Consider the following 25405-nt stretch of genomic DNA (forward strand, 5'->3'; position numbering starts at 1 on the left):
GAGGTGCGGTGGGTCGGGGGTGCGCGCCGTCGAGGGCGCGCACGGGTCAGGTTGTCGGGGTGAGGCGTCGTGCCCGGGCCCGTTGGATCGCAGCGAGCAGTGAACCGGTGTACGAGCCGCGATCTCCGAGGGCGGCCGTGAGGCGGTCGAGGTACACCGCGAGGATGACGACGCCGAGCCCGGCTTCGACGCCGAGTGCGAGGTCGAGGCTGGAGATCGCCGCGACGACCTCCTTGCCCAGGCCAGGAGCGCCGATCATGCCGGCGATCACGCCCATGGACAGGGACAGCATGATGACCTGATTGACGCCGGCCATGATCGTCGGGACGGCCAGCGGAAGCTGGATGCCACGGAGGATCTGCCAGGGGCTCGCACCGAACGCCTCACCGGCTTCGACGGTCTCTCCGTCGACCTGGCGGATGCCCAGCTCGGTCATGCGTACGCCCGGGGGCAGCGCGAAGATGATCGTCGCGACCATGCCGGGGACGACACCGATGGAGAAGAAAGTGACGGCAGGGATGAGGTACACGAATGCCGGCATGGTCTGCATGAAGTCCATGCCGGGACGCACGATGCTGCTGACGACCCGGTTGCGGGCGGCGAGGATACCGACGGGTACGGCGATCAGCACCGCGATCACAGTCGCGACGAGGACCAGGGCCATCGTCTCCATCATGTGCACCCACTGCTCCATGGACAGGACCAGAAGGAACGTCAGCGCCGTGCCGAGGGCGAGCTTCCACGAGCGAACGATCCAGGCGATCAGGGCCAGGATCACGATCATCACGAGCGGCTCGAGCGCAGTCAGCCCGTAGGTCAGGTTGCCGACCAGGAAGTTGAACATCGTGCTGATGAGGTCGAAAAGTCCGCTGGCGTTCTGTGTGAGCCAGTCGATGCCGGACTCGGCCCAGTCGCCGACGGGGGTGCGGGGGATGAGGCTGTCATCAGGGTTCATCGGTTCTCGTTCCCCTCGTGGTCGGCGGTGTCGCGGAAGCCGGTCTGCGCTCCGTGTCCGAACCCGGACTCGGTCGGGGCATCCGGTGAGGGCGGCGATGCCGGGGAGCTGTCGGCGACTGCGCCTGCAGCCGTCAGGAGCGTCACGCGCGGGATGACGCCCTCGAACTTTCCGTCGTCGTCCACGACGACCAGCGGGTTGAGGTGCTGCGCGGCCGGGGCGAACAGGTCAGCGATCGGGGTGTCGTGCTGCACGATGTGCACGCCGTGCGCGGCGGTCAGCGGGAGGTCGTCGCGGCCGGACTGGACGGCGTCGGCGATGTCGTTCTCCCAGATCACTCCTGCGGGCGTGTGATCACGGTTCAGGACCACGAGCCAGGGATTCTGCGTCTCACGCAGGAGTTTGTGGGCGGTGCGCGGACCCTGCGCGGCGCCGAGCACCGCCGGGGGATGCTCCATGATGGCGGAGGCGGTCAGGACCCGGCTGCGGTCGACGTCCTGAATGAACTTCGCGACGTAGTCGTTCGCCGGCTCGTTGAGGATCTCCTCGGAGGTGCCCACCTGCACGATGCGACCGTCGCGCATCATCGCGATGCGGTCGCCGATGCGCATGGCTTCGTTGAGGTCGTGCGTGATGAACACGACGGTCTTCTCCAGCCGCTGCTGCAGGTCGATGAGCTGGTCCTGCATATCGCGTCGGATCAGCGGATCCAGCGCGCTGAACGCCTCGTCCATGAGCAGGATGTCGGTGCCGGCCGCGAGCGCTCGGGCCAGACCGACACGTTGCTGCATGCCGCCGGAGAGCGCCGAGGGGCGATAGCCCTCCCAGCCCTTCAGGCCGACCATCTGGAGAGCCTCGCTGGCCTTCGCCTCGCGTTCCGAGCGATTGAGGCCGGAGATCTCCAGGCCGAAGGCGGCGTTCTCGCCGACGGTGCGGTGGGGGAGGAGAGCGAAGTGCTGAAAGACCATCGAGATGCGCTTGCGCCGCACGTCACGAACCTCAGCCGTAGACATGGAGTTGAGGTCCTTGCCGCCGATGTCGAGGGTGCCTGCAGTGGCGGGCAGAAGGCCGTTGACCATGCGGATCAGCGTGGATTTGCCCGATCCGGACAGCCCCATCACCACGAACATCTCACCGGGGTCGACACTGAAACTCGCGTCGATGACTGCTGCGGTGAGTCCGTCCTCCCGCAGCTGTTCCCGGGTCCTGCCGGTGCGGAGCGCTTCCACTCCTCGGGCGGGACGTCGACCGAAGACCTTGTACAGGCCTTCCGCGGTGATCACTGGTGGCACGAGGGCTCCTCTGTCTGTGGACGTCTGGCGGTGACGGACCGGTTCCCACGTGCGTGTTCCCCCGGACGTCTGGGCACCGGCCTGACACGTCATCTTCACAAGACCGGTGCGCATCGGCAAACGGCCTGCGCCCAGGAACAGGGCTTTTGTCCCGCTGCGGGTCTCCGCAGGCGTGAACTACCGGGGACGAGGCCGCGCACCATTACGGGGTATGGCCTGGGATGACTACGGGGAGCCCGGCGCCGGTGGCCAGGTGTCCGGAGTGTCCGACAATCCGGAGATAACTATTCGATCACGCAGGTCGGCGCTGTCCGGCATGTCACCGTCGGCGCGCCAGGACGGGTGAGGACGAGGTCGGTCACAGCGGCCGGACCGAGCCAGAACGGGCCCGGTGGACCGGTCGGAGGCGGGACGATCAGGTGCTCAGCAGATCCGGACTCAGCAGATCGGGCAGCGGTACGTCAGACGCGGGTCGGCATGGTCTCCGCCAGGAAGCCGAGGGTCTGCTGCCACGCGGCTTCGGAGGCCGGGGCATGGTGGAGGGCGGGATGCGGGTTGTCGAAGGCGTGGCCGGCCCCGTCGTGGAGCTCGAAGCGCACCTGCTCCCTGGTGCCGCCGGCGGTGACGGCCTCCCGGATCCGCGTGACCTGATCGAGCGGGATGAACGCGTCGGCCGTGCCGAAGTGGTGCAGGCTCGGGACGGTGACATCCTCGGCCTGGTCGAGCACGGTGGGCAGGGCGGAGCCGTAGTAGCTGATGAGCAGCGACGGCGGGCGTTCCTCACGGGTGGCGGCGGCCGCGGTCGTGAACGCGAGCCCCCCGCCGTAGCAGAACCCGAGCAGCCCCACCCGCTCCGCATCGACCGTGCCGTGCGCGCGCAGGGCGTTCAGGGAGGCTAGGGCGTCGGCCTCGGCGCGCTCCCAGGGGAGCAGCTCGGCCAGGTCCATGCCGTCGGCGAGCCAGGACTCGGCGTCGTCCCCGTCCTCCAGGCCCACCACCGGCGGGTCGAGACGGGCGAACAGCTGAGGGGCGAGCACCGCGTAGCCGAGGACCGCGAGATCCGCGCATCGCTGCTGCATGTAGTCGGACAGGCCGAAGATCTCCTGCAGCACGACGAGGCCGGGGACCGGCTGCTCGAGGTTCTCGGGAAGCCAGAGCAGCCCGGGCAGGTCGCCGGTGTCGGTGGGGATCAGAAGCGTCGTCGCACTCACGTCGCGACTGTATCGCGTGAGCGCATCGGATCCCCAGTACGGTGGACTGCACGACTCCCTCGGATGAACCCAGAGCAGCCGAGACGAACGAGGAGCGCAAGATGATCACGATCGTCCGTGGTGACGAGCTCGGAGAGCCGTACCGTCGCGCCATCGCCGCCGTGTTCACGCAGGGTTTCGCGGAGGACTTCTCCTTCTTCTCGAAGGACCCCGACGTGCTCGCCGACGCCTTCGCTCCGATGCTCCTGCTCGAGCATTTCCACGTCGCCTGCGTCGACGGCGAACCAGCGGGACTCGCGACGCTCACGAATGGTGACCAGGAGGTCTTCGACCCCAGCGCCGCAACGCTCCGCAGGCACCTGGGGCCGATACGCGGCACGATCTGCTATCGGGTGATCCGCTCGTGGTTCATGGGCCCCTCCGACGGGGTTTCGCATGGAGCGACCGAGATCGGCTCTGTGACCACCGTTCCCCGTTTTAGGGGTCGCGGCGTGGGCACCGCCCTGCTGCAGCACCTGATCACCCTCCCCGGGCACAGCTCATTCCTCCTCGAGGACATCAAAGACACCAATGGGGCGGCGCTCGGGCTCTATCGAAAGCTCGGTTTCTCGGAAGATCGGCGCACGCCCCAGCGGTTCGCCCGCCTCGCAGGGTTCACGAGCCTGATCTCCATGAGGCTTGACCTGGAGTGACCGCCCAGCATCACCGCCCAGCATCATGGTGCGGTTGCCGGCGTCTCGAGTCCAGGACCGTGGGCTCGAGATCCTGGGGTCAGGCGAACAGCACGATGGCGTAGATCGCACAGAGCAGCAGATGGGCGATCCCGTGCCACCTGGTCATCCTTGCCGCCCGCGCCGAGAGGGTGCACAGCGCGAGCGTCACGCCGAGCAGCACCAGGTTCGCGGAAGACTCGGCGAGGACCACCCGCTGCCCGGTGACCAGGGAGATCACCAGCACCGTCGGGATCGTCAGGGCGAAGGTCGAGACCAGGGCGCCGTGGCACAGATTCACCACCCGCTGGATCTCGCCCCCGAGCGCCGCCCGCACCGCCGTGATCGACTCCGGCGTGAACACGATCATCGCGATCAGCACCCCGCCGAGAGCCGCAGGTGCGCCGAGCCGGGCGAGGCCCTCGTCCAGTAGGCCCGCCATGTGGTGCGAGAGCAGCACGATCGGCAGCACCGTGGCGATGAGCAGCGCGGAACGGACCAGCAGCTCGAGGCGATGGGTGCGGAGAGCCTGCCCGATTTCTGGGGTGGGTCCGGATGGGGACGAGGACGAAGAAGCAGAAGCAGACGTGGAGGTGGAGGTGGAGGACGAGGCGGCGTCGGGGTCGCGGACGGCGGCATCCTGTGCCGCGCGGCTGCCGGTCCGCACCACCCGGGAGCCGGTCGCCACCTCCTGGAAATCGGAGGCCCGCACACCGGTCTGGCGTCGGAGGAACACTGCATACAGCACGACGGTCAGGCCGGCCACCACGGCAGCCTGGACCGGCCGCAGCGAGCCGTCGTCGCCGATGAGGGCGGGCAGCGCGAAAGCGCTCGCCGCCAGGAGCAGCAGCATGCCCACGTACATCGAGGTCCCCACCCGGTTCGCGGCGAGGCCGCCGTGCCGGATCCCGGCCACGATGAGGCAGATCCCGAAGACCAGGTTCAGGATGATCATCGACACCGCCATCACGGAGTCCCGGGCGATGGTGGCGTGGTCGCCGTCGCCGAGCATCACCGCCGCGATCAGCACCACCTCGATCACCACGATGGAGAGGGTGAGCACGAGGGTGCCGTAGGGGTCGCCGAGGCGGCCGGCCAGCGCTTCGGCCTGCTGCACGACGCCTCCTGCGGCGAGCACGATGACCGCCACGATCGCAGCCAGGAGAGCCAGCAGGGCGAGCGATGGCAGCAGCGACGGGAGCGCAGGGGCGAGGGCGGTGAGTGCAGCGATCGACGCCCAGCCAGCGGAGAGTCGCAGGATCGCGGGCGGCGTGAGGACTGCGCGGGCGAGCCGCGTGCTGGTGAGAGCGGGGGAGTGGTCGAGCGACGGCATGGGATCGTCCTGTTCCGAGGCCGTCCTCGTCGGAGCTCCTGCGATCGGGTCGTCCCGCTCGCGGCGCCGGCCGTCTCCGGGGAGGCGCACCTCCACGGTAGGCGACGTCCGTGCTGCCCGGAAGCCTCCGGTGAGCGATCTGACCGCCGTGAAAGGGGTCGCCCGGTGTGCACTGGACGACGACCCGGCTCCTGTCGGTGACGTCCTCGCCGGGGATCTGCTCCGAGATCACCGGACTGCGCCGGGTCGAGCTGAGCCGGTCCGTTCTGCCGAACGGTCCGCTGGTCAGACTGACATGGCTGGTCAGGCCGACATGGCTGGTCCGGGCCACCTGGATGAGGTGACCCGGACCACTGTGCAGGTCAGGCGGTGCGTGCGGAGACGCGTGGTGCGATGGTGGGGGCGGGGCCGGTGGCCTGGACCAGATCGATCAGATCGTGGGCCTCGCCCTCGAGATCGTGGGGCGCGTCGTCACGCTCCGCTTCTCTCAGCGATTCGACGTCGAGATAATCGAAATGCTCGGCGGCGGAGTCGTGCGTATCAGTGACCTTCATCGGAATCCTCCTGCGGACATCAGGCGGTCTTCACTGGTCATCGTTGACCAGGTGAGGACAGCATGCCACCACAATCAGGGAAACGGCGGCAAGACACCTGAGTGTCCTGTGGATAACGTGCCATTGCGGAGGAAAGTTCGCCGTGCGGGCAATTCCGGATGACTGCGACCGCGAGTCCGAGGCACCGGAAAAGCCGGTCAGCAGGCGACCAGTCCACGCCATTCAGTCCGGTCCACGCCATTCAGCGCAGTTCGGGCCAGGCTGCTGACGTCCGGCTCAGTGGTCGTCGTCGCGTCGAGGCGTGGGATCCCCGTGCTCGGCGCGGTAGCGGTCGTCCTCCGCGTCCTCGTCCGTGGTCGACCCGTGGCGACGTCGGAATCCCAGGATGATTCCCAGCGCGATCCCGGACGCGAAGCCGAACGCCGCAGCTGTCACCAGGCTGTCCGTCATCGTCAGCGCGATGCCCATGCCCACGATGAAGCCGATCAGCATGCCGAACGGCATCCAGGTGGCGTCGAAGGAGCGGTGCTTCTGCGGAGTCATGCGGCCTCTGTTCGATGTGGCCCTGCGTGCGGAGCGCGGGCGGGACGTCCCGGGAAAGCCTAACCGGGAGCTGCCCGAGGGATCCCCAGCCAGGAGCGGCTGTAGTGGCAGCCCGAGACAGGTCTCATCGTCGGAAGACCGAGAGCCATCCTTCGCACCGACGGCCCGCCCGGGTTCCCCGGTAAAGTCCCTGTGTGACTGCTTCCCCGACCACCCTCCAGGCGCTTCGCCATCCTCGCCTCCTGACCACCGAGGTGCTCGCGGGAGCGGTGACGACGCTCGCCCTGATCCCCGAGGTCATCTCCTTCTCGGTGATCGCGGGCGTCGACCCGAAGGTCAGCCTCATCGCCTCCGTGGTCCTCGCCGTCTCGATGTCGATCCTGGGCGGCCGTCCCGCCATGATCACCGCGGCCGCCGGCGCCGTCGCCCTCGTCGTGGCGCCGCTGGTGCACACCCACGGCGTCGAGTACCTGCTGCCCACGGTGATCGTCGCCGGCATCATCCAGATCCTCTTCGGCGTCACCGGGCTCGCCCGGATCATGCGCTTCATCCCCCGCTCGGTGATGATCGGCTTCGTCAACTCGCTCGGCATCCTCATCTTCACGGCCCAGCTCCAGCACGTGCTGGACGTGCCGACCGCGGTCTACCCGCTGTTCGTGTTCACCCTGGTCATCGTGCTCGTGCTGCCGCGCCTGACCAAGGCCGTGCCCGCGCCGCTCGTGGCGATCGTGGTGGTCACCGCCATCGCGATGATCGCCCACCTGGCCGTCCCGAACGTCGGCGATCAGGGCGAGATGTCCGGCGGCCTGCCCGGCCTCACCCAGCTCCAGGTCCCGCTCGACCTCGAGACCCTCGGCATCATCGGGCCCACGGCGCTCAGCGTCGCCTTCGTGGGCCTCATGGAGACCCTGCTGACCGCGAAGCTCGTGGACGACATCACCGACACCAGGTCGTCCAAGAGCCGCGAGTCCTGGGCGCTGGGCATCGCGAACATCCTCGCCGGGTTCTGGGGCGGCATCGCCGGCTGCGCCATGATCGGCCAGACCGTCGTGAACGTGAAGCTGGGCCGGGCCCGCACCCGCCTCTCCACCTTCATCGCCGGCGTGCTGCTGCTGATCCTGGTCACCGTGCTCTCGGACCTCATGGCGCAGATCCCGATGGCCGCGCTCGCCGCCGTGATGATGGTGGTCGCCCTGTCCACTGTCGACTTCCACAGCATCAAGCCGGCCACCTTGAAGAGGATGCCGCTGTCGGAGACCTTCGTGATGCTCGTGACCGTCGTGGTCGTGGTCGCCACCAGCAACCTCGCGATCGGCGTTGCCGTCGGCGCCGTGCTGGCGATCCTGCTGTTCGCCCGGCGGGTCGCGCACGTGACCACCGTGGATCGCCTGGTCGGGGACCAGGGCGCCGCGTACACCGTGCGCGGGCCGCTGTTCTTCGGTAGCAGCAACGACCTCGTCGAGCAGTTCCACTACGCCGAGGACCCGCCGCGGGTGGTCGTGGACTTCTCCGCCGCCCAGATCTGGGACGCCTCGACCGTGGCCGTGCTCGACTCCGTGCAGGCCAAGTACGCCGAGCACGACATCGAGGTGCGCTTCACGGGGCTCGACGAGCACTCCACCGGATTCCACGGACGGCTCACCGGCACGCTGAACTGAGCGGCGCCAGCAGGGCGCTCGGCACATCGGACCGAACCGGGAGGACGCCTACGAACCTTCGTCGACAGGCGAGAACTGGAGGCCATATACGCCTCGGTGCCATGTATCGCGACGAAAGGTCGTATGGCCCCTGCTGGCAAGATGGCTGCAGGGCCGGTTTGGCCGGGTGACCGGTCTCCTGCCGCTCTACCATGTCGTTATGGAGCTGACCCAGGCAGAACTCGACGCGAAGATCCATGCCTACTACGGGAGCGGTGACGAGGACGCCCGATTGACCAGCCGCTCCGCCGGCGGCCAGGTGGAGTTCATGCGGGTGCGGTCAGTGATCGAAGATCGGCTGCCCGCGAGGTCCCGGGTGCTCGACGTCGGCGGAGCCACCGGGATCCACAGTCGGTGGCTCGCTGATGCAGGCCACCACGTCTCGCTCATCGATCCGGTGCCGTCGCAGGTCGAGCTTGCCGCAGAGGTCGGGACGTTCGACGCGGTCGTCGGAGACGCTCGCTCGCTCGACGTCCCCGATCACGCCGTCGACGCCGTCCTGCTTCTCGGACCGCTCTATCACCTGGCCGACGCCGAGGACAGGCGCCTCGCGATCCACGAGGCTCGGCGAGTTCTGCGGCCTGGCGGACTTCTGTTCGCGCAGGGGATCAGCCGGCTGGTCGGTTTCGTCGACGGCGCCGTGCACGGTCAGCCTGCCGATCTGACCTCGGCGGACCTCGACATCGTGCGCACCGGGGCGTGGATCAACCCGGCGGAGGGTTTTCCCGGGGGGCATTTCCATACACCGGCGGAGCTGCGGGCCGAGATCGAGCAGGGAGGCTTCGTTGACGTCACTGTGCGCGGGCTCGAGGGCCCCAATCTGGGTGCGCTGGAGCTGATGAGGGGTGATCGCCAGGTCCTCGAATGCGCGATCGCGCTCGTCGAGGCCGCCGAGGACAGGGTCCGGCACTCCGTGGACCTTCAAGACAAGCTCGCCGCCTACAGCCCGCACCTGCTGGCCATCGGGACGCTGCCCGGGACGTGACGTTCCTGGCAGCGGCAAGGGGCGGCTGCACTCGTGATGGTGCCGCTCATCGCGACCTCACCACGGCAGCACCTCCGGGATCGGCTCCGCGCCCAGCACGTGCTGGTCGCAGAAGGCGAGCACCGCCTGGTTCCAGGCCAGGGCGTTGGATGGGGTCAGCACCCAGTGGTTCTCGCTGGTCACCTGCAGGAAGCGGTGCGGCATCGTCTCCGGTTCGCCGTCCCAGGTTGAGACGAGATCCCACCACAGGCGCAGGGCCTCGCTGACCGGGACGCGGTAGTCACGGTTGCCGTGGGTGACGAGCATCGGGGTGGTGATCGAGCCGCTGGCGTGGTGCGGGGAGTAGGCGCGGTACCAGTCCGGCAGCTCCTCCTCGTGGCGGTGCACGCGCATCTTCGAGGCGGCCGCGTCGGTGGTGCGGTGCTGCTGGTCCAGAGCCCACAGCCCGGCGTGGGTGACGATCGCGTCGAAACGATCCGTGTGCCCGGCGATCCAGTTCGCCATGAACCCGCCGAAGGACGCCCCGAGCATCGCGGTGCGGGTGGCGTCGAGCTCCGGGCGCAGCAGCACCGCGTCGAAGAGCGTCTCGCATTCGTGGAAGACCACGTCGGGCAGACGCGGCCAGCCGCGGTTCAGGCCCGCGTCCCCGTAGCCGGTGGACATCGCCGGATCGGGCATGAGCACCGCATATCCGCGCTCGACGGCGAGCCACGGGCACCAGCGCCAGCTCCACGCGTTGTACGAGCCGTGCGGGCCGCCATGGATCCACAGCATCACCGGGGCCGGCTCCGCGGCAGACGCTGACGCGGGAACGCACAGCCAACCGCCCACGGTGATCCCGTCGACGTCGGTCTCGACCCACTCCAGCGTGCCGGGGAGGGCACCGACGGCTCCTGGGGCGGGCAGCTCGCGGGGCGCGGCGTCGGCGGTGATCCGCACCGGGCGCGACGGAGTCCCGACGTCGTTGCGCAGGGCGAACAGCGTGCCGTCCGCTGCGGGGGCGAGCGCGGAGAAGACCCCGTCGGCCGCGACCGTGCGGGAGGCGCCGGTGGACGGGTTGATCGTGAGGACCGCTCCGGAGGAGTGCAGGTCGCCGGCCACGAGCAGAGATCCGTCCTCAGTCCAGGCGAGGTCGCCGATGCTCAGGTCGCCGAGCTGCGCCGTGACGGGCTCGCCGCCGCCGATCGGATGGATATCCAGGCGGCTGTAGCTGGTGTCCGTCGGGCTCGACGCAGTGGAGCGGATCACGGCCAGGCGGGTGCCGTCCCGGGAGAAGAGCGGAGTGCTGTACTGGGCCTCCTCATCGGCCGACAGCAGCGCCGTGCGGCGCAGGGTCGCCGTGTCGATCAGCGCGATCGAGCTGCGGGTCTCCCCGCCGCGCACCCGCTGGGTCCAGGAGGTCGCGACGGTGGCGCCGTCGGGGGAGAGGTCCGCGGAGGCGGCGTAGAGCGTGACGGTGCCGACGTCCGGGGTGAGATCGGTGAGGTCGCCCTCGGGGCTGACCAGCACCAGGCGTCGGCTCTGGTCGCCGATCTCGTGGTCCCACTGCCGGATCGGCATGCCGGTGTGCCAGATCGTGGTCTGCTTCGCGTCCTTGCGGGCCGTCCGGCGCTCGGCGTCGTCCTGGAGGGTGCCGCTGGGCAGCACGCTGGTCGCCGCGAGCATCTGCCCGTCGTCGGCCACGGCCAGCAGGGTCAGGCCCGCGGCGGCCGACGCGACCACCTGCGCCTCCCCGGTGCGGGGCAGGCGCCAGATCGCGGAGGTGTCGTCCTCGGCACCGCCCTCCGGGTCCGGGCGCGCGGAGCTGAACAGCAGCGAGCCGTCCGGGGCGAACACGGGCGCGCTCTCGCCCTTGTCGGAGAAGGTCAGTCGACGGGCCGGTGCCTCACCCTCCGGATCCAGCTCCCACAGGGAGGAGATGAGCTTCGCGCCGTTCTCGTCGGCCTCCTGGATCGCGGCGACGACCCGGCCGTCCGATCCGGTGGCGATCGAAGCCAGGCGCGGGATGCGCAGGAAACCGTCGATATCAGAGAAATCAGAGAAGTCAGAGAAGCCAGTGCATCCGTGGCCGTCGTCTCCGCGGACATCGGCGGGGCTGGTCGGGGCGACGTCGTCTGCGGGATCAGGAAGCATCCGATCACGCTACAGCGTGTCCTCCGAGAGGAGAGGCCGACGCCCGCCGAGGATCAGCGTTCGTCGAGACGACGGAGACGACGGTCCTGCTCCGCACGCCGTCCCGTACTGCCCCGAATCGCCCTCCGTCCGGTCGCGGAGCGGCTCGCGGCGAGCAGCGTGGCGATGCCCGTCGTGAGCGGGATGGCGAGCACGAGGCCGATCGATGCGATCAAGGTGCGGAACACCTCTGCCGCGATCTCTCCCGTGGTCAGGGTGCCCAGGAGGGAGCGGTCCAGGGTGGACGCATAGAGCAGGGTGGGCAGGGCGGAGCCGATGTAGGCGTAGGCGAGGGTGTAGACGGTCGACGCGATGTGGTCCTTGCCGATCCGCATCGCCGAGGTGAACACCGTCCAGCGGGAGGCCGTCGGCATCGCGGCCCGGAGCTCCCACACGGAGGACGCCTGGGTGATCGTCACATCATTGAGCGCCCCCAGTCCGGAGATGATCACCCCGGCGAGGAACACGGCCGACAGCGACATCTGCGGGTACCCGGTGGCGAGGAACTTCGCGGCCTCGCCCTCCGTGCCCGTCATCCCGGTGGGCCGCCCTGCGGCCAGCACCGCGAGCACGGTGATCGCGATCCCGCCGAATGTGCCCAGCACAGCTGTGGTCGTCCGGACCGAGATCCCGTGCGCGAAATAGACGCAGGGGAAGATCATCGCGGAACCGGCCACGAGGGCGACGAGCACGGGATTCTCCCCCGCGAGGATCGCCGGCATCATGAACCACACGACGATCGCGACGCCGGTGCCGAGCCCGAGGATCGCTCGCAGCCCGCTGCCGCGCGCCACCAGGGCGACGAGCACCAGGTACAGCACGAAGAGGATGCCCAACGGGAGTCCCCGCTCATGATCGAAGTAGTAGTACGGAGCGTTGTCGCCGGCCTCCTCGATCGAGAGGACCTTGAGCTTGTCACCCACGCGGACCCCGTCGGCGGCGACCTCCGGCGGGATCTCGACCTGCACGGTCTCCCCGGAGATCCCTGCAGAGTGTCCGAGCGCCTCGGCCGTTCGCGGCATCGTCGGATCCTCGCCGCTGGACAGAGCGGTCACCTCCACGGAGAGGACCTCGACGCCCGGCCCGAGCAGCGCGGTGCGCTCGGGCCGTGCATCAGGGTTCGGCCACAGGGCGATCAGTCCGAGAACGGTGACCAGGAGCAGCGCGATGGTCAGGCCGAAAAGCACGGCGCGAGAGGCGTTGGTTGCGGGAGCACGGCCGCCGTGGGAATGGGTGTGTCCCGGTGTCATGGCCGAATTCTAGGAGGATTCTCGGGATCACCGCACCGGGCGGTCGAGTGCCCGGTATGCCCGCACCGGACGGCCGCGCCCGATGCTGACGGCATGCACGCCGACAGCACCGGACCGCGTGGCGACACGCGCCTGCGCATCAGATCAGTGCCCCCGAGACGATTCGAACGTCCGACACCCGCTTTAGGAGAGCGGTGCTCTATCCCCTGAGCTACGGGGGCGATCCGCCCGGCCGATCCGTCATCCGACGTCGCACGGGCGCGCTCATACTAGCGCCCATGGCAGGATCGGAGCATGTCGAGCCAGCCGTACGAGACCACCGCCACCACCATCGCGATCGTGCTGGCGGGCGGCGCCTCCTCCCGGCTCGGCGGCACGGACAAGACCCGGGTGCAGGTCGCAGGAGCGACGACGCTGGAGCGGGTGCTGCGTTCGGCGGCCGCCGACCAGCGGATCGTCGTCGGTCCCGCCGGGGACGACGGGGCGGCGCTCGCGCACAGCCACGTCGCCCGCTTCGTGCTCGAGGATCCGCCCCGCTCCGGGCCCCTGGCCGCACTGGCCCGCGGTGTCGCCGAGATCCCCGGCGCAGAGGGCACGAGCGCTGACTCCGACAGCGGCGCCACCGTGCTCGTGCTCGGCGGGGACATGCCCCTGCTGCGCGCAGAGACCCTCGCCGCGCTCGCGTCGACCAGCGCCTCCGAGCAGAAGGTCGCGGCACTCGCCGGGTCCGACGGCCACGTGCAGTACCTCTGCGCCGCCTGGCCGCTCGCACGACTGCGCGCTGCACTGGGAGCCCTCGCACAGCCCGACGGCGGCTGGGCGAACCTCAGCCTGCGTCGCCTCTACGACCAGCTCGAGACCGACGAGCTCCTCACCCGGGCGGCCGCCGGGGCGGAGGGCGCCGACATCGACACCCCCGACGCGCTGGAGGCGGCGGTGCAGGCCGCCGGGCCTCGCATCGCGCTCGCCCAGGTCGAGGTCTCCGAGGACGTCGAGGTCACGCAGGGGACCGTCCGCGCTGCGGTGGGGGCGGCCGCGGCGGCCGGCGCACAGCTCGTGCTGCTCCCCGAAGCCACGCTGACCCCGTTCGGCACCGACCTGCGGGCAGTGTCCGAGACCCATCACGCCTCTTTCGAGCAGCTGATCCAGGAGCTCGCCGACGAGCATCACCTCGTCGTGGTCGCCGGCTCCTTCACCCCGGCGGACGGCGACCGCGTGCACAACACCGTGATCGCCCGCGGTCCTGCCGATGAGAACGGTCCCGTCGACGAGCCCCGTGCTGCCGCCGCGGCCGGTGCAGCCGGCGAGCCAGGTGCCGTACGGGCCGACTACCGCAAGATCCACCTGTTCGACGCCTACGGCTCCTGCGAGTCCGAGACCGTCGCCCCGGGCGACGAGCTGGTCATGATCGACCTCGGCGAGTCCCGACTGGGGATCGCCACCTGCTACGACGTGCGCTTCCCGGAGCAGTTCGCGGCGCTGGCCCGGCGCGGCGCGCAGGCGATCCTGCTCCCGCTGGCCTGGGCCGACGGGCCCGGCAAGAGCGAGCAGCTGCGCCTGCTGCTGCAGGCCCGGGCCCTGGACTCCACGACCGTGGTGCTCGCCGCGGACCAGGCCCCGCCGGCGCAGTACACCGGCACGGCGGCGCGGGGGATCGGGCAGAGCGCGGTGATCGGACCGCTCGGACAGATCCGCCAGGAGCTCGGTCGGGAGCCGGGCCTGCTGCTGGTGGACCTCGACCTCGCGGAGGTCCGGGAGGCACGGGCCGCGCTGCCGGTCCTCGAGCACGGCGTTCCCCTGCCCCGGGACTGAGCTCCAGCACCCGCTGCGACGTCGCTCACCGCCTCGTCGACGTCCAGGGATCGTCCCGCCTCGTCGACGTCCAGCAATCGTTCCCGGTAGCTGGCGTAGCCTGCTCGCGTGATGCTCTCGACCGGCCCCCGTTCCTCCGCTCTGCCTGTTTCCGTGCGACCTGCCTCCCTGCTCGCGCTGTGTGCAGCGACGATGCTCGCCGCCTTCGCGATGCTCTCGATCCCGGCCTACGCCCACGACACCCTGATCTCCTCGGATCCGGCCGACGGGGACACCCTGGAGACCTCGCCCGAGTCGATCACCCTGACCTATTCCGCGGACATCCTCGAGGTGAGCCCCGCGGTGCGGATCGTCGACGAGGCCGGCGAGACCATCGCCGATGTGGAGCCCACGGTGGACGGTCCCGACGTGACCGCCGAGCTCGCGGATCCGCTGCCGGCCGGCGACTACACGGTGCAGTGGCGGGTCGTCTCCAGCGACGGGCACCCGATCGAGGGCTCCGTGGACATCACCGTCGAGCAGGACGCGGCTGACCAGGACGCCGCCGCGGCGAGCGACGGCGGGGGAGAGAGCGCAGCGGCCGGGGCGAGTGATGCCGGGGGAGCGGATGAGGTCGCCGCTGGTTCGTCGGGCTCATCGGATGCCGGAGGATCCTCCGACGCCACCGGTACCGAGTCCGGTGAGGAGTCCGGGGACACGGCGTCCGAGAGCACCGAGGAGAGCGGCTCCTCGATGCCGCTTCTGTTGGGCGTCGTCGGGATCGTGGTGGTCGGCGCCGCGGTCGCAGCGTTCTTCGCCCTGCGCACGCGCAGCTGAGCGGTCGGCCCGCGCAGCAGTGCGGTCGGCCCGCGCAGCGGATCGGCCGGCCTCAACAGCTGCTGCCGCCGTGGCACGGCGGTGCCGACGACCTGCCGCCGTCGGCCGAGAGGGGCGGTGACATGAGCTCCCCTGAGCAGACGTGAGCAGACATGGAGAGGCCCCCGACGCCGTGGCGTCGGGGGCCTCTCGCGGTCACGCGGGGGGAGGGGCGATCAGTTGCCCTGCTCGCCGCCCTTGTCGTCGCCACCGAGACCGAAGTGGTCACGGGCGGCGTCGGCGCCGGAGTCGACGTGCTGGTCGATGTTGTCCGGAGTGCGCTCCTTGACCTGGTCGCTCGCGGCGTCCAGACCCTGGTTCACCTTGTCCGGGTTCTCTCCGGCGAAATCCTTGGCCTTGTTGAGCGCGTCATCGAAACCCATGATCAGTGTCCTTTCGTTCGCGGTCACGCCCCATACGGGGCGACATCGACAACCTACGTCGCTCCTGGTCGTGACTCAAACGTGACCGCCCGGATCCGCGCTGTTCTGACGGTTGCTGACCGGAAGTCCGTGAAGTCGGGACGAGATGCGCAATACTGGATGCGTGAACCTGCGTATTTCCGATTCTGACCAGAAGTCCGAGCGGCCGGACGAGCCGTCCGGAGCGCGCCGAGCTCGGCCCTCCACGGACCGGAAGGACAGATCGGCACGGTGGGACCATGTGCTCACGCTGCTCTCGACGACCAAGCGGCTGACGGTGTCCGAGGTCGCCGCGGAGCTGGAGATCAGCGAGTCCACGGTCCGTCGTGACTTCATGGAGATGGAGCGTGCCCAGCTCGCCCGTCGCACCCACGGCGGCATCATCGCGATCGACGTCGCCTATTCGCTGGCCACCGTGCCGCGCACCACCGACGAGGGGTCGGCGCAGCGGGAGCGTGTCGCGGGCCGCGCCGCGGATCTGGTCGAGCCCGGTCAGATCATCGGCTTCAACGGAGGGCGCACCACCACCTCGACCGCGCGCCGCGCCGTGGCCCGGCCCGACGTCGACTCCCGCGACGGGAGTCCGGGACTCACCGTGGTCTGCGCCGCGCTGAACATCGCGACGGAGGCCGTGCTGCGGCCCTCGGTGCGCACGGTGGTGCTCGGCGGCGTCGCCGAACCGTACTCCTTCGAGCTCACCGGCCCTCTCGCCACGGCCACGATGCGCGATCTCTGGCTGGACACGATGTTCGTGGGCACCGTCGGGCTCGACATCCATGCCGGGCTCACCTGCAACTCCGATGCCGAGGCCGGCGTCACGCGCATCATGATCGGTCACTCGCGCCGCGTGGTCGGACTCGCGACGGCGGACAAGATCGGCCACCGCGCCCTCGCCGGGATCTGCCCGGTCTCGGTGCTCACCGACCTCGTCATCGCCGGGCCGGTCCCGGATGAGCTGCGCGCGCATCTCGAGGAGACCTCGGTGCGTCTGCACGAGGTGTGAGCAGGCCCGCCCAGGACCGCCGAAAGCGCACGGCACGCCTGCACGAGCAGGTGCTCGCCTCCCGGTAGCGTGATGCACTATGTGGAACCTCCTGCGCGGCAAGAAGCGCCCAGCCAGCACGACCGAGGACGCGGGCCGTCGCGACGACGCCCTGTCGAACCTGGCCCGTGAGCGTCGGGCCTCGGCGAGCACCGCCGCGCAGGCGGCCGACGGCGAGACCGACGATCACCGTGACGACGACCGTGCCGAGGGCGCTGGAACCGCTGCCGGGAGCGCGGGGGATGCGCAGGGCACAAGCCGCTACGACCTCGTCGTCGAGCCCCATCTCGACGATGTCGGCGCCGGGATCGCCCCGGAGCAGGATGAGGACGATCTCCCCTCCGAGCCCCGCGAGCACCGCCCGCTCAGCCGTGAGGATCTGGTGGCCGACGCCCTGGACCGGTGGGCCCAGCAGATCACCGGCGGGGTCACCGCGCCGTCCTTCCTCACCCAGATCCGGGCCGGCTCGACCGTCCTCGAGCTCACCCACTCCCACCCCTCCGGGCTCGCCCAGCTGCTCGCCGGCCGCGGCCCGACGCGACTGTCGGCCCTGGTCCGCGAGGTCGGAGCCCTGGCCGATGCCCGGGCCCATGCCCGCACCATCCGCGAGATCGCGGAGCGGCATGCCGAGGAGATCGGGCTGACCACCTGCCATCTCGGGATCGGCGAGGCCACCTGGTTCCCCGAGGACGGCTCCGCGCCGATCCACGCCCCCGTGCTGGTGCGTCCGATCACCCTGAGCCTGCGCGGCAACGCCCGCGAGGACGTCGACCTCGAGGTCGACACGACCGCGGACCTGAACCCGGTGCTGCTGCGCTCCCTGCGAGAGGCCGGTGTCGCCGTCGACGCCCGCGCCCTGCTGGCCACCACCGACGGCTCCCACGGGTTCGACCCCAACCCTGTGCTCGACGCCTTCCGCTCGCTCGGCCAGCCGCTGCCCGGATTCCGCATCACCCATGCACTCGTGGTCGGCAACCTCATGGACGCCGCCGGAACCGTCGGCGAGGACCTCGCGGCGGACCGACCCGACTGGGTCTCCTCCCCGCTGGTCGCCGCCCTCGCCGGGGACGCCGAGGCCCAGGCCGTCGTGCGCAGCGACGACGCGGACCAGGAGGTTCCCGAGGTCCCGGAGCACGAACTGGTCTCCGCCGTCGATCCCGACCATCGCGCCGTGCTCGCCCGGGTGCTCGCCGGCCAGGATCTCGCAGTGGCGGCGCCTCCGGGCAACGGCAGCCTCGATCTCGTCGTGGACCTCGCCGAGGAGCTCAACGCCCGCGGCCGCAGCGTGCTGGTCGTCTCCCAGCGCCGCCGCAACCTCGCACAGCTCGTCGCGACCGCGCAGCGCCGGGGCCTCGAGGAGCTCGTCTTCGACCTCTCCCCGGATCCGTCGCTCCAGCGCAACGCCTCTGCCGCACTGCTGCGCAGCCTGCGCCGCGCCGGCTCCCACGCGCTCGGCCCCGAGGACTCCGCACCGGCGGAGCTCGCGGAGATGCGGGACATCCTCGTGGGCCACGTCGAGGCGATGCACCGCCTCCAGCAGCCCTGGGATGCCTCCGCGCACGACGCGATCTCCGCGCTCGCCGCGCTGACCCGCCTGCGCCCCTCGCCGCGTACCCAGGTGCGGCTTCGCGCAGATGTCGCCGCGCAGATGATCGGCGCCGACCGGGACCGATACGCGAACGCCCTGCGGGAGGCCGCCGAGGTGGGCGTGCTGACCACCGGTCCAGAAGAGACCGCCTGGTACGGCGCCCCCATCAGCTCCGACACCCAGGCCGCCCGCGCCGAGGAGCTCGTCGACCACCTCCGCGAGGAGATCCTGCCGTCGCTGCGCGAGACCACGACGCAGACCGGTGACGACCTCGGCCTCGCGGCCCCCGCCACCCTCCAGCAGCTCACGGAACGGCTGGGCCTGCTGGACCGCGTGCGAGTCCTGCTCGGCACCTTCCAGCCCGCAGTGTTCCGGGCCCCGCTGCCGGATCTCGTCGCCGCCACCGCCGACAAGGCCTGGCGCCTCGAGCACGGCGTGACGATGGGCTTCGGCCTGCGCCGCCGACTGCGGAAGGACGCCGCCTCCCTGCAGCGCCCCGCAGCGCTGTCCCCGGATCTGTATCGAGATCTCAGCGAGGCACGCCGTGTCGCCGACGAGTGGCATCGGGTGGCCACCGTCCCCGTCGCGTCCCCTGCCGCGCCGGAGACCTCCTCGGACTCGGCGGACCCGGCGGACCCGGCGGACCAGGTGGGCCCTGCCGACCCGAAGTCCTCTGCAGAGCTGGGGTCCCGTGCCGCGCCGAGTACCTCCACCACCTCTGGATCCGCCGGTTCGCCGTCGACGCCGGCGCTGCCGACAGATCTGGAGCAGGCGCATCGCACCGCGGAGCGCACCCAGAAGGTCCTCGACGAGCTGGCCGTGCTGCTGGACGGCACCGCCACCGGATCGGATCTGGCCCGCACCGACCTCGACGAGCTCGAGCGTCGGGTCGAGGCCCTCGCCGCGGACCGCGCCGACCTGGAGACCCTGCCGCGCCGCACCGAGCTGCTGCGCCGGCTCAGCTTCGACGGGCTGGGGGACCTCGTCGAGGACCTCCGCACCCGCCGCGTCCCGGCGGAGCAGGTCGGCGCGGAGCTGGAGCTGTGCTGGTGGGGCAGCGTCCTCGAGCTGATCGCCGGCGCCGAGCCCACGATCTCCCAGTACGACGGGACCTCGCTGTCGGAAGTCGCCGAGCGCTTCCGTCGCCTGGACCACGAGGACCTCGACGGCGCGTCGGCCCGCGTGCATGCCGCGGCCGACGAGAACCGGGTGCGGACCATGAAGGCGTACCCGGACACCTCCCGTGCCGCGATCGCCGAGCTCGCCCGATCCTCGACCGTCTCGATCCGGGACCTCGCCGCGAAGTACGAGGACATCCTCTTCGCCGCCCGCCCCACCTGGCTCGCCTCCCCGTACCTGGTCGCCCAGGTGCTCCCGCGCGGGCGCCACTTCGACGTGCTCATCGTGGCCGACGGCGGGCGCCTGCCCACCGCCGCCGCCCTGCCGTCGATCGTGCGCGCCGAGCAGACCGTCGTGGTCGGCGACCCCCTCGAGTACGGCGGCGACGCCGCCCCGAGCCTTCTCGACGACATGCTGCGGATCGCCCCCCACATCGAGCTGCTGCGCGATGCGCACCACGCCACCGAGGGCCTGCGCGGCTTCGCCCAGCGCCGGGCCCTGGTGGGCGAGGTCGCCGCGGTGCCCAGCCCCGTGGTGCCCGAGCAGGACCGGCTGATCGTGGTCGAGAACGGCCGCGGCCCCGTCACCGAGGGCATGGAGTACGTGGAGAGCACCGAGGCGGAGCTGCGCCGCGTGACGGACCTCGTCATCGAGCATGCCCGCACCAGGCCCGAGCGCTCCCTCGCCGTGCTCACCTTCACGGAGGATCATGCGCGCCGGCTCATGGACCGGATCATGAACACCGTCTCCGTGATCCCGGCGCTGCGGGACTACTTCGATCCCGCCGCCCGCGAGGTGTTCACCGTGCTCCCGGCGGCGCAGGCCACCTCGATGGTGCGCGACGACATCATCGTCTCCGTCGGCTTCGGGAAGACCCCGCACGGCCGTCTCCTGCACCGCTTCGGCCCGCTCTCCGAGGCCGGCGGTCGCAAGGCGCTCGCCACCGTGATCACCCGTGCCCGCGGTCGCACCACCGTGGTGTCCTCGATCGACGTGCAGGATCTCGACCACGCCCGGCTGCGCAGCGAGGGCGCCCGCGATCTCCGCGCCATGTTCTGGGTGCTGCGCGGAGGAGCCGACGTCGCCGTGGTCCCGCACGTCGCCGCGCTGACCGGCCGCGAGGATCCGATCGACCCGCCCGAGCTCGAGCAGCCCCGACAGGCACCCGCCGCCGCGGAGCAGACGGCCGATGCCGCGCCAGCTGGAGCTGCCGCTCCTGCTGAGGGCTCCGCTGGTGCTGCTGACGGCCTCGCTGGTGCTGCTGGTGGTTCCGTGCAGGACCCGACGCCGGACCTCTCGGACGAGGACCTCGACGCGGCCATCGCCGCGGCAATGGCCCGCAAGTCCGCGGACTCCCCGGACAGCGCAGACCCGGTTTCGGAGGCATCCGTCGAGCCCACCGAGCAGGCCGATTCCGGATCCGGCCAGGCGCCGGGCGCCGAGGTTCTCGCCGGCGGCGAGGGCCCCTCCGAGGGTGAGGGCCTGGTCGCCGACTGGACCGCGCCCGGTGGCGGGAGCGTTCCGGCCGACGAGAACGCCCGTCCCGGCGAGAACCACTCTGCCGACGAGAACATCGCTGCTGAGGAGACCATCGCTGCCGACGAGAGCCCGGAGCCGGTCGTCCCACGGCAGCTGGAGACCGACGCTCTCGTGCGAGATCTCGCCGATCGGCTGTGGCGGCTGGGGCTGCTGGTGGAGAGCGACTTCGGTCTCTCCTCCGACCGTATCGAGCTCGCCCTCGGCCATCCGGACATGCCGGGAAGGCTCCTGGTCGCGGTCGACACCGACGGGGCCCGCTATGTCGGCACCGCCAGCCAGCGTGAGCGCGACCGCCTGCGGGCCGAGCGGCTCGAGGCGGCCGGCTGGGCGACCGAGCGGGTCTGGTCTTGGGCGCTGTTCATCGACCCCGACGGCGAGGCCGAGCGGATCCGCCGGGCCGTCGAGCGGGCTCTGCGTCTCGTCCAGTCCGAGGAGCTCTCCGAGTCCCCGAAGGGGGTGGGGACCGTGCGGCATCGCCTGCCGCGCCCGCAGATCCCTGCCGGCCACCAGCTCTCCTTCTACTCGAGCGAGGACTTCGACGCGATCGTGGAGTTCATCTGCTCGGACGGTCGTGCCCGGCTCGAGGAGCACCTGGCCACCGAGGTGCGCAGCTTCCTCGGCTTCGAGCAGCGCTCAGTGCTGCTGGACGTCTCCGTCTCCAGCGCGATCCGTCGCTACCAGGAGCGGCAGTGACCGAGCAGGGCTCCGGGACCCCTGACGCCTCACGGCCCGCTCAGACCCCGCGCGTCGCCGGTTCTGCGGCCCGCCGGCGGGTCGTGATCTCCTCGGTGACCGGCAAGCCGATCCCCTGGGACGACGAGACCCCCACCGAGCGGCCGGCGACCTCGCAGGAGCGCCGGCCGGTGCTGCCGAACCGGGTCGCGGGGGATGCCCCGGATCCTGGGGCCGACGAGTCCAACGACGCGCGGATCGCCGGCGACGTGCCCCCGCACTGGGGCCGCGGACGCTGACCTGCCCGCAGGAGTCGGGCGGCTGTGGGAATCGCCGGCTGTGCAGCTGCGTGGCCGGTGGGGCTATGCGGCAGCGCGGGTATGAGGCCGGCGACGCTTCGTGGTCGGTGAGGCCGTGCTCAGTGCTCGAGGACCGTCAGTTGCTCGTCGGCCGTCGGCTCCTCGAGGAGCCCGGCGAGATGCTGGTTGCCCGCGAGGTCGATGCGATGGGCGAACGTGGCGCCGGACGCCTCCCGCTGCTCCGCGCGCCGGGTGGACTCCTCGAGCGAGGTGGACAGGCGATGCAGCACGACCTCCGCTCCGATGGTCGCGGCATGGTCCCGGGCCCACGACCGGCGGGCGCGCGACCAGCAGTTCCAGTCCAGCACCACGTCCACGCCCGAGCGCAGCACCTGCTCGGCGATCGACCAGATCAACTCGCGCACCATCTCGGCACGGTCGCCATAGGCAGGATCGTCGATCGAGAGTTCCGGGTGCAGGCGCAGCATCCACTCGTCGAGCGTGAAGCGCACCGCAGGACACCGCTTCTGGAGCTGCCGGGCCAGTGTGGATTTCCCGGAGCCGGACAGTCCGTACAGCAGGTGAAGGCGACCACTCATGCCCGTGACTCTAGATGTGTTCTGCCGGCGGCTCCGTAAGCTGTCCTGCATGACGGATGCCTCCCCGAATGTCGCACCCGACCGCACGCCGGGCGGCACCACCGCCCGCGGGACGGCGTCGGCGCAGCGCCCTGACCAGTCGACGCACCGCAACCCCCTGGGGAACCTGCTGCGTGGCGCCCTCATCGGGGTGGTCGAGACGGTCCCCGGGGTCAGCGGAGGCACCGTCGCCCTGGTCACCGGCATCTACGACGAGCTGATCGGCGCCGGACACCACCTCACGCGCGCCATGGGTCGACTTCTGCTCGGCCCCGATCGTCGGGCGGGGCTGCGCGAGCATCTCGGCGCGGTCCCCTGGATCCTCGTGATCCCGCTGGTGATCGGGATGGGGGCCGCGGTGCTCACCGTCGCCGGCCCCGTCTCCGGCCTGGTCGAGACCCACCCGCAGACCATGCGCGCCCTGTTCCTCGGTCTTGTGCTCGGCTCGGTGCTCGTGCCGATCCGCCTGTCCGGGGGGTCCTGGCGCGGCCCCGAGCTGCTGCGCTTCGCCCTCGGCGCGGTCGCCGGGCTGGCGATCACCTCCCTCCCCAGCGGGGCCCTGGAGCCGAGCCCGTGGATCATCGCCCCAGCCGCGGCGATCGCCATCTGCGCCCTCGTGCTGCCGGGGATGTCCGGCTCCTTCATCCTGCTCAGCCTCGGCCTCTACCAGCCGACTCTTCAAGCCATCGAGGAGCGCGACCTCGGCTATATCGCCTGGTTCGGGCTGTGGGCCTGCGTGGGTCTCGTCGTGATCGTGAAGCTCATGCGCCGCCTGCTGACCCGCCATCACCGCGGCACCATGGTCGTGCTCGCCGGCGTCATGATCGGCGCACTGCGCAGCCTCTGGCCGTGGCAGGAGAGCTCCGGGGCGCTGCGCGCCCCCGCGAGCGACTGGCCGCTGCTGCTGGGCATCGCGGTGCTCGGGGTGCTCGCCGTGCAGCTGCTCGTCCTCGTCGAGGCACGGACGGCCGCCCGGCCCGCAGCGACCGCCTGATCAGCCACCGGGCTGGCCCGCTCGCCCCGATAGCGCGGGCCGTACGCTGGTCAGCATGAACGACTCCACGCCACAGCCCACCTCCACCGCGCCCGAGCAGGACCCCACACAGGATCCTGCCCAGGGCACGTCCCCGGACTCTGCACGTTCCTCCGCGCGCGACGTCGTCGGCGTGCGGGTCGCCGTCATCGGGGCCGGCAACATGGGCGGGCCCGTGGCCCGCAGCTTCCTCGCGGCCGGCGTGCGCGGAGAGGACCTGCGGATCGCGAACTCCACCACGACCAGCAGCGAGCGCGCGGCCCAGGAGCTCGGGGCGAGCGCCGCCTCACGCGCCGAGGCGCTCGAGGGGGCCGACGTGGTCGTGCTCGGGGTGAAGCCCTACCAGATCCTCGATCTGGCCGCCGAGATCGGCGAGCAGCTGCCAGGCAGCGCCCTCGTGATCTCGCTGGCCGCCGGCATCACGCTGGACCGCATCCAGGAGGCGCTGCCCGGCGGCGCCGCCGTCATGCGCGCCATGCCGAACACCCCGATCTCCGTGGGGGAGGGCGCCGTGGGCCTGATGCGCGGCAGCGCCGTCACCGAGCAGCAGCACGAGCTCGTTCACGGCCTGTTCTCCCGCGCCGGCGTGGTCGTCGACATCACCGAGGAGCAGGTGCACGCGTTCATCGGTGCCGCGGGCTCCCTCTCGGCCTTCGTGTTCGCGATCATCGAGTCCATGACCGATGAGGCCGTGCGCCTGGGCCTGAAGCGCGATCTCGCCGATTCGCTGGTGCAGCAGACGGTGCGCGGAGCGGCGACCATGCTCCTGGAGAGCGGGATGCACGCGGCCGTGGCGAAGAACGGTGTCTCCAGCCCTGGCGGCACCACCGTGCAGGGCCTCGCGGCCCTCGAACGGGAGGGTGTGCGCTCCGGCGTCGCCGCCGCGATGGCTGCCGCCGCCGAGGCCTCGCGGGAGATGAGCAGGGGCTGAGGGCCCGGCCGGCGGATCGTCGTCGGCCGCCGCAGTCACCGGCTGCGGTCGCCTGCTGCCGCCACCCGCTGCCGCCGTCGTCGCCGTCAGGGGCGGTTGGAGAACTTCTCGATCAGGTGGGTGTGGCCGGAGACGATCACCAGATCATGCGCGGCGACCATGGTCTCCGGCACGGCATAGGTGAAGTCCTTGCCCGGCGACTTCACCCCCACCACGGTGACCCCGAACTTCGCACGGATGTCGGACTCGGCGAGCGTCCGGCCCTGCACCTCGCGGGGCGGTCGCATCTTGACGATCGCGAAGCCGTCGTCGAACTCGATGAAGTCCATCAGCCGGCCGTTGACCAGGTGCGCGACACGCTTGCCGGCATCGGCCTCGGGATAGACCACGTGATGGCACCCGATACGCTGCAGGATCCGCCCGTGCGCGGCGGAGATGGCCTTCGCCCAGATCACCGGCTTCCCGAAATCGACGAGATTCGCGGCGATCAGCACGCTGGCCTCGATGGAGGTGCCCACGCCCACCACGGCGAGGGAGAAGTCGCCGCCGCCGACCTGGTCGAGCACCTCGGGCTGGGTGGCATCGGCCCGCACCACATGGGTGAGCTGGCCGGAGTACTTCTGGACCAGCTCCTCGTTGGTGTCGATCGCGAGCACCTCGGTGCCCAGCTTCTCCAGCGTCAGAGCGATCGAGGCACCGAATCGGCCCAGACCGATGACGAGCACCCCTTCGTCGCGCGCACCGCGTGGCATC

The 25405-nt window shown here is 70.8% G+C and carries 21 protein-coding genes and 1 tRNA gene; 10 read left to right on the forward strand and 12 right to left on the reverse strand.

What is annotated here, in order from left to right; all coding sequences use genetic code 11:
- Positions 1-46: 46 nt before the first annotated feature.
- The 3 genes from INT49_RS05520 to INT49_RS05530 form a co-directional block, all read right to left on the reverse strand.
- Positions 47-955, reverse strand: coding sequence for an ABC transporter permease (locus tag INT49_RS05520; protein ID WP_193116725.1), 909 nt, complete (start codon positions 953-955; stop codon positions 47-49).
- Positions 952-2247, reverse strand: a complete 1296-nt coding sequence (locus tag INT49_RS05525; protein ID WP_319021524.1) for a quaternary amine ABC transporter ATP-binding protein — start codon at positions 2245-2247, stop codon at positions 952-954. The genes INT49_RS05520 and INT49_RS05525 overlap by 4 nt, the downstream gene beginning before the upstream one ends.
- A gap of 461 nt (positions 2248-2708) precedes the next feature.
- On the reverse strand, positions 2709-3458 hold the full coding sequence (locus INT49_RS05530; RefSeq protein WP_193116726.1) for a dienelactone hydrolase family protein: 750 nt from the start codon (positions 3456-3458) through the stop codon (positions 2709-2711).
- A 101-nt stretch (positions 3459-3559) separates the two neighbouring features.
- On the opposite strand from INT49_RS05530, the gene INT49_RS05535 reads away from it, so the two are divergent.
- Positions 3560-4150: a GNAT family N-acetyltransferase gene (locus INT49_RS05535; protein ID WP_193116727.1), complete on the forward strand. Its 591-nt coding sequence runs from the start codon at positions 3560-3562 to the stop codon at positions 4148-4150.
- Positions 4151-4229: 79 nt separating this feature from the next.
- Here INT49_RS05535 and INT49_RS05540 read toward each other — a convergent pair whose 3' ends face one another.
- From INT49_RS05540 to INT49_RS05550, 3 genes are all read right to left on the reverse strand, one after another.
- A complete protein-coding gene (locus INT49_RS05540) occupies positions 4230-5501 on the reverse strand; it encodes a calcium:proton antiporter (protein WP_193116728.1) in 1272 nt (423 codons plus the stop codon).
- A 362-nt stretch (positions 5502-5863) separates the two neighbouring features.
- A complete protein-coding gene (locus tag INT49_RS05545; RefSeq protein ID WP_193116729.1) occupies positions 5864-6055 on the reverse strand; it encodes a hypothetical protein in 192 nt (63 codons plus the stop codon).
- Between the two features lie 276 nt (positions 6056-6331).
- Positions 6332-6598 (reverse strand): hypothetical protein, encoded by a 267-nt coding sequence (locus tag INT49_RS05550; protein WP_193116730.1) that lies wholly within the window; start codon positions 6596-6598, stop codon positions 6332-6334.
- Positions 6599-6792: 194 nt separating this feature from the next.
- Between INT49_RS05550 and INT49_RS05555 the strand changes: the two genes are divergently transcribed.
- Both INT49_RS05555 and INT49_RS05560 read left to right on the forward strand, forming a co-directional pair.
- Positions 6793-8256: a SulP family inorganic anion transporter gene (locus INT49_RS05555; protein WP_193116731.1), complete on the forward strand. Its 1464-nt coding sequence runs from the start codon at positions 6793-6795 to the stop codon at positions 8254-8256.
- Between the two features lie 199 nt (positions 8257-8455).
- Complete coding sequence (locus tag INT49_RS05560; RefSeq protein WP_193116732.1) at positions 8456-9280, forward strand: class I SAM-dependent methyltransferase; 825 nt, start codon at positions 8456-8458, stop codon at positions 9278-9280.
- Between the two features lie 57 nt (positions 9281-9337).
- On the opposite strand, the gene INT49_RS05565 is transcribed toward INT49_RS05560, so the two are convergent.
- The 3 genes from INT49_RS05565 to INT49_RS05575 all read right to left on the reverse strand — a co-directional run bounded on the left by INT49_RS05565 (position 9338) and on the right by INT49_RS05575 (position 12923).
- Complete coding sequence (locus INT49_RS05565; RefSeq protein WP_193116733.1) at positions 9338-11413, reverse strand: S9 family peptidase; 2076 nt, start codon at positions 11411-11413, stop codon at positions 9338-9340.
- A gap of 53 nt (positions 11414-11466) precedes the next feature.
- Complete coding sequence (locus INT49_RS05570) at positions 11467-12702, reverse strand: YibE/F family protein (protein ID WP_193116734.1); 1236 nt, start codon at positions 12700-12702, stop codon at positions 11467-11469.
- A 148-nt stretch (positions 12703-12850) separates the two neighbouring features.
- Positions 12851-12923: transfer RNA gene (locus tag INT49_RS05575), tRNA-Arg, on the reverse strand.
- A gap of 73 nt (positions 12924-12996) precedes the next feature.
- Here INT49_RS05575 and INT49_RS05580 point away from each other — a divergent pair.
- Both INT49_RS05580 and INT49_RS05585 read left to right on the forward strand, forming a co-directional pair.
- Positions 12997-14514, forward strand: a complete 1518-nt coding sequence (locus INT49_RS05580; protein WP_193116735.1) for a nitrilase-related carbon-nitrogen hydrolase — start codon at positions 12997-12999, stop codon at positions 14512-14514.
- A gap of 111 nt (positions 14515-14625) precedes the next feature.
- On the forward strand, positions 14626-15330 hold the full coding sequence (locus INT49_RS05585; protein WP_193116858.1) for a copper resistance CopC family protein: 705 nt from the start codon (positions 14626-14628) through the stop codon (positions 15328-15330).
- 215 nt (positions 15331-15545) lie between these two features.
- Here the strand turns inward: INT49_RS05585 and INT49_RS05590 are convergent, their stop codons facing one another.
- Entirely contained in the window at positions 15546-15752 is a 207-nt protein-coding gene (locus INT49_RS05590; protein WP_193116736.1) for an antitoxin, read from the reverse strand.
- Positions 15753-15915: 163 nt separating this feature from the next.
- Between INT49_RS05590 and INT49_RS05595 the strand changes: the two genes are divergently transcribed.
- The 3 genes from INT49_RS05595 (at position 15916) to INT49_RS05605 (ending at position 22050) form a co-directional block, all read left to right on the forward strand.
- Positions 15916-16794: a DeoR/GlpR family DNA-binding transcription regulator gene (locus INT49_RS05595; protein WP_319021525.1), complete on the forward strand. Its 879-nt coding sequence runs from the start codon at positions 15916-15918 to the stop codon at positions 16792-16794.
- Positions 16795-16873: 79 nt separating this feature from the next.
- Positions 16874-21772 carry a hypothetical protein gene (locus INT49_RS05600; protein ID WP_193116737.1) on the forward strand — a complete coding sequence of 1633 codons (4899 nt, stop codon included), beginning with the start codon at positions 16874-16876 and terminating at the stop codon, positions 21770-21772.
- Positions 21769-22050 carry a hypothetical protein gene (locus INT49_RS05605; protein WP_226849796.1) on the forward strand — a complete coding sequence of 94 codons (282 nt, stop codon included), beginning with the start codon at positions 21769-21771 and terminating at the stop codon, positions 22048-22050. Before INT49_RS05600 ends, INT49_RS05605 begins: the two co-directional genes overlap by 4 nt.
- Before the next feature lie 119 nt (positions 22051-22169).
- On the opposite strand, the gene INT49_RS05610 is transcribed toward INT49_RS05605, so the two are convergent.
- Positions 22170-22649, reverse strand: a complete 480-nt coding sequence (locus INT49_RS05610; protein WP_193116738.1) for an AAA family ATPase — start codon at positions 22647-22649, stop codon at positions 22170-22172.
- Positions 22650-22698: 49 nt separating this feature from the next.
- On the opposite strand from INT49_RS05610, the gene INT49_RS05615 reads away from it, so the two are divergent.
- The gene (locus tag INT49_RS05615) at positions 22699-23682 is read left to right on the forward strand and encodes a DUF368 domain-containing protein (protein WP_193116739.1); all 984 of its coding nucleotides are present in this window, start codon (positions 22699-22701) and stop codon (positions 23680-23682) included.
- Between the two features lie 55 nt (positions 23683-23737).
- Positions 23738-24652 carry a pyrroline-5-carboxylate reductase gene (proC, locus tag INT49_RS05620; protein ID WP_193116740.1) on the forward strand — a complete coding sequence of 305 codons (915 nt, stop codon included), beginning with the start codon at positions 23738-23740 and terminating at the stop codon, positions 24650-24652.
- An 86-nt stretch (positions 24653-24738) separates the two neighbouring features.
- Here the strand turns inward: proC and INT49_RS05625 are convergent, their stop codons facing one another.
- Entirely contained in the window at positions 24739-25404 is a 666-nt protein-coding gene (locus INT49_RS05625; RefSeq protein ID WP_193116741.1) for a potassium channel family protein, read from the reverse strand.
- Between the last annotated feature and the right edge of the window lies 1 nt (position 25405).

Source organism: Brachybacterium tyrofermentans (genome assembly GCF_014897585.1).
Taxonomy (GTDB): domain Bacteria; phylum Actinomycetota; class Actinomycetes; order Actinomycetales; family Dermabacteraceae; genus Brachybacterium; species Brachybacterium tyrofermentans.

Excerpts from the sequence above, each read along its gene's own strand:
- INT49_RS05590 (WP_193116736.1), bottom strand. The coding sequence starts at position 15,752 with ATGGGTTTCGATGACGCGCTCAACAAGGCCAAGGATTTCGCCGGAGAG.
- INT49_RS05580 (WP_193116735.1), top strand. The coding sequence starts at position 12,997 with ATGTCGAGCCAGCCGTACGAGACCACCGCCACCACCATCGCGATCGTG.
- proC (WP_193116740.1), top strand. The coding sequence starts at position 23,738 with ATGAACGACTCCACGCCACAGCCCACCTCCACCGCGCCCGAGCAGGAC.
- INT49_RS05550 (WP_193116730.1), bottom strand. The coding sequence starts at position 6,598 with ATGACTCCGCAGAAGCACCGCTCCTTCGACGCCACCTGGATGCCGTTC.
- INT49_RS05540 (WP_193116728.1), bottom strand. The coding sequence starts at position 5,501 with ATGCCGTCGCTCGACCACTCCCCCGCTCTCACCAGCACGCGGCTCGCC.
- INT49_RS05565 (WP_193116733.1), bottom strand. The coding sequence starts at position 11,413 with ATGCTTCCTGATCCCGCAGACGACGTCGCCCCGACCAGCCCCGCCGAT.
- INT49_RS05585 (WP_193116858.1), top strand. The coding sequence starts at position 14,626 with ATGCTCTCGACCGGCCCCCGTTCCTCCGCTCTGCCTGTTTCCGTGCGA.
- INT49_RS05535 (WP_193116727.1), top strand. The coding sequence starts at position 3,560 with ATGATCACGATCGTCCGTGGTGACGAGCTCGGAGAGCCGTACCGTCGC.
- INT49_RS05520 (WP_193116725.1), bottom strand. The coding sequence starts at position 955 with ATGAACCCTGATGACAGCCTCATCCCCCGCACCCCCGTCGGCGACTGG.
- INT49_RS05625 (WP_193116741.1), bottom strand. The coding sequence starts at position 25,404 with ATGCCACGCGGTGCGCGCGACGAAGGGGTGCTCGTCATCGGTCTGGGC.
- INT49_RS05615 (WP_193116739.1), top strand. The coding sequence starts at position 22,699 with ATGACGGATGCCTCCCCGAATGTCGCACCCGACCGCACGCCGGGCGGC.
- INT49_RS05545 (WP_193116729.1), bottom strand. The coding sequence starts at position 6,055 with ATGAAGGTCACTGATACGCACGACTCCGCCGCCGAGCATTTCGATTAT.
- INT49_RS05610 (WP_193116738.1), bottom strand. The coding sequence starts at position 22,649 with ATGAGTGGTCGCCTTCACCTGCTGTACGGACTGTCCGGCTCCGGGAAA.
- INT49_RS05560 (WP_193116732.1), top strand. The coding sequence starts at position 8,456 with ATGGAGCTGACCCAGGCAGAACTCGACGCGAAGATCCATGCCTACTAC.
- INT49_RS05600 (WP_193116737.1), top strand. The coding sequence starts at position 16,874 with ATGTGGAACCTCCTGCGCGGCAAGAAGCGCCCAGCCAGCACGACCGAG.
- INT49_RS05570 (WP_193116734.1), bottom strand. The coding sequence starts at position 12,702 with ATGACACCGGGACACACCCATTCCCACGGCGGCCGTGCTCCCGCAACC.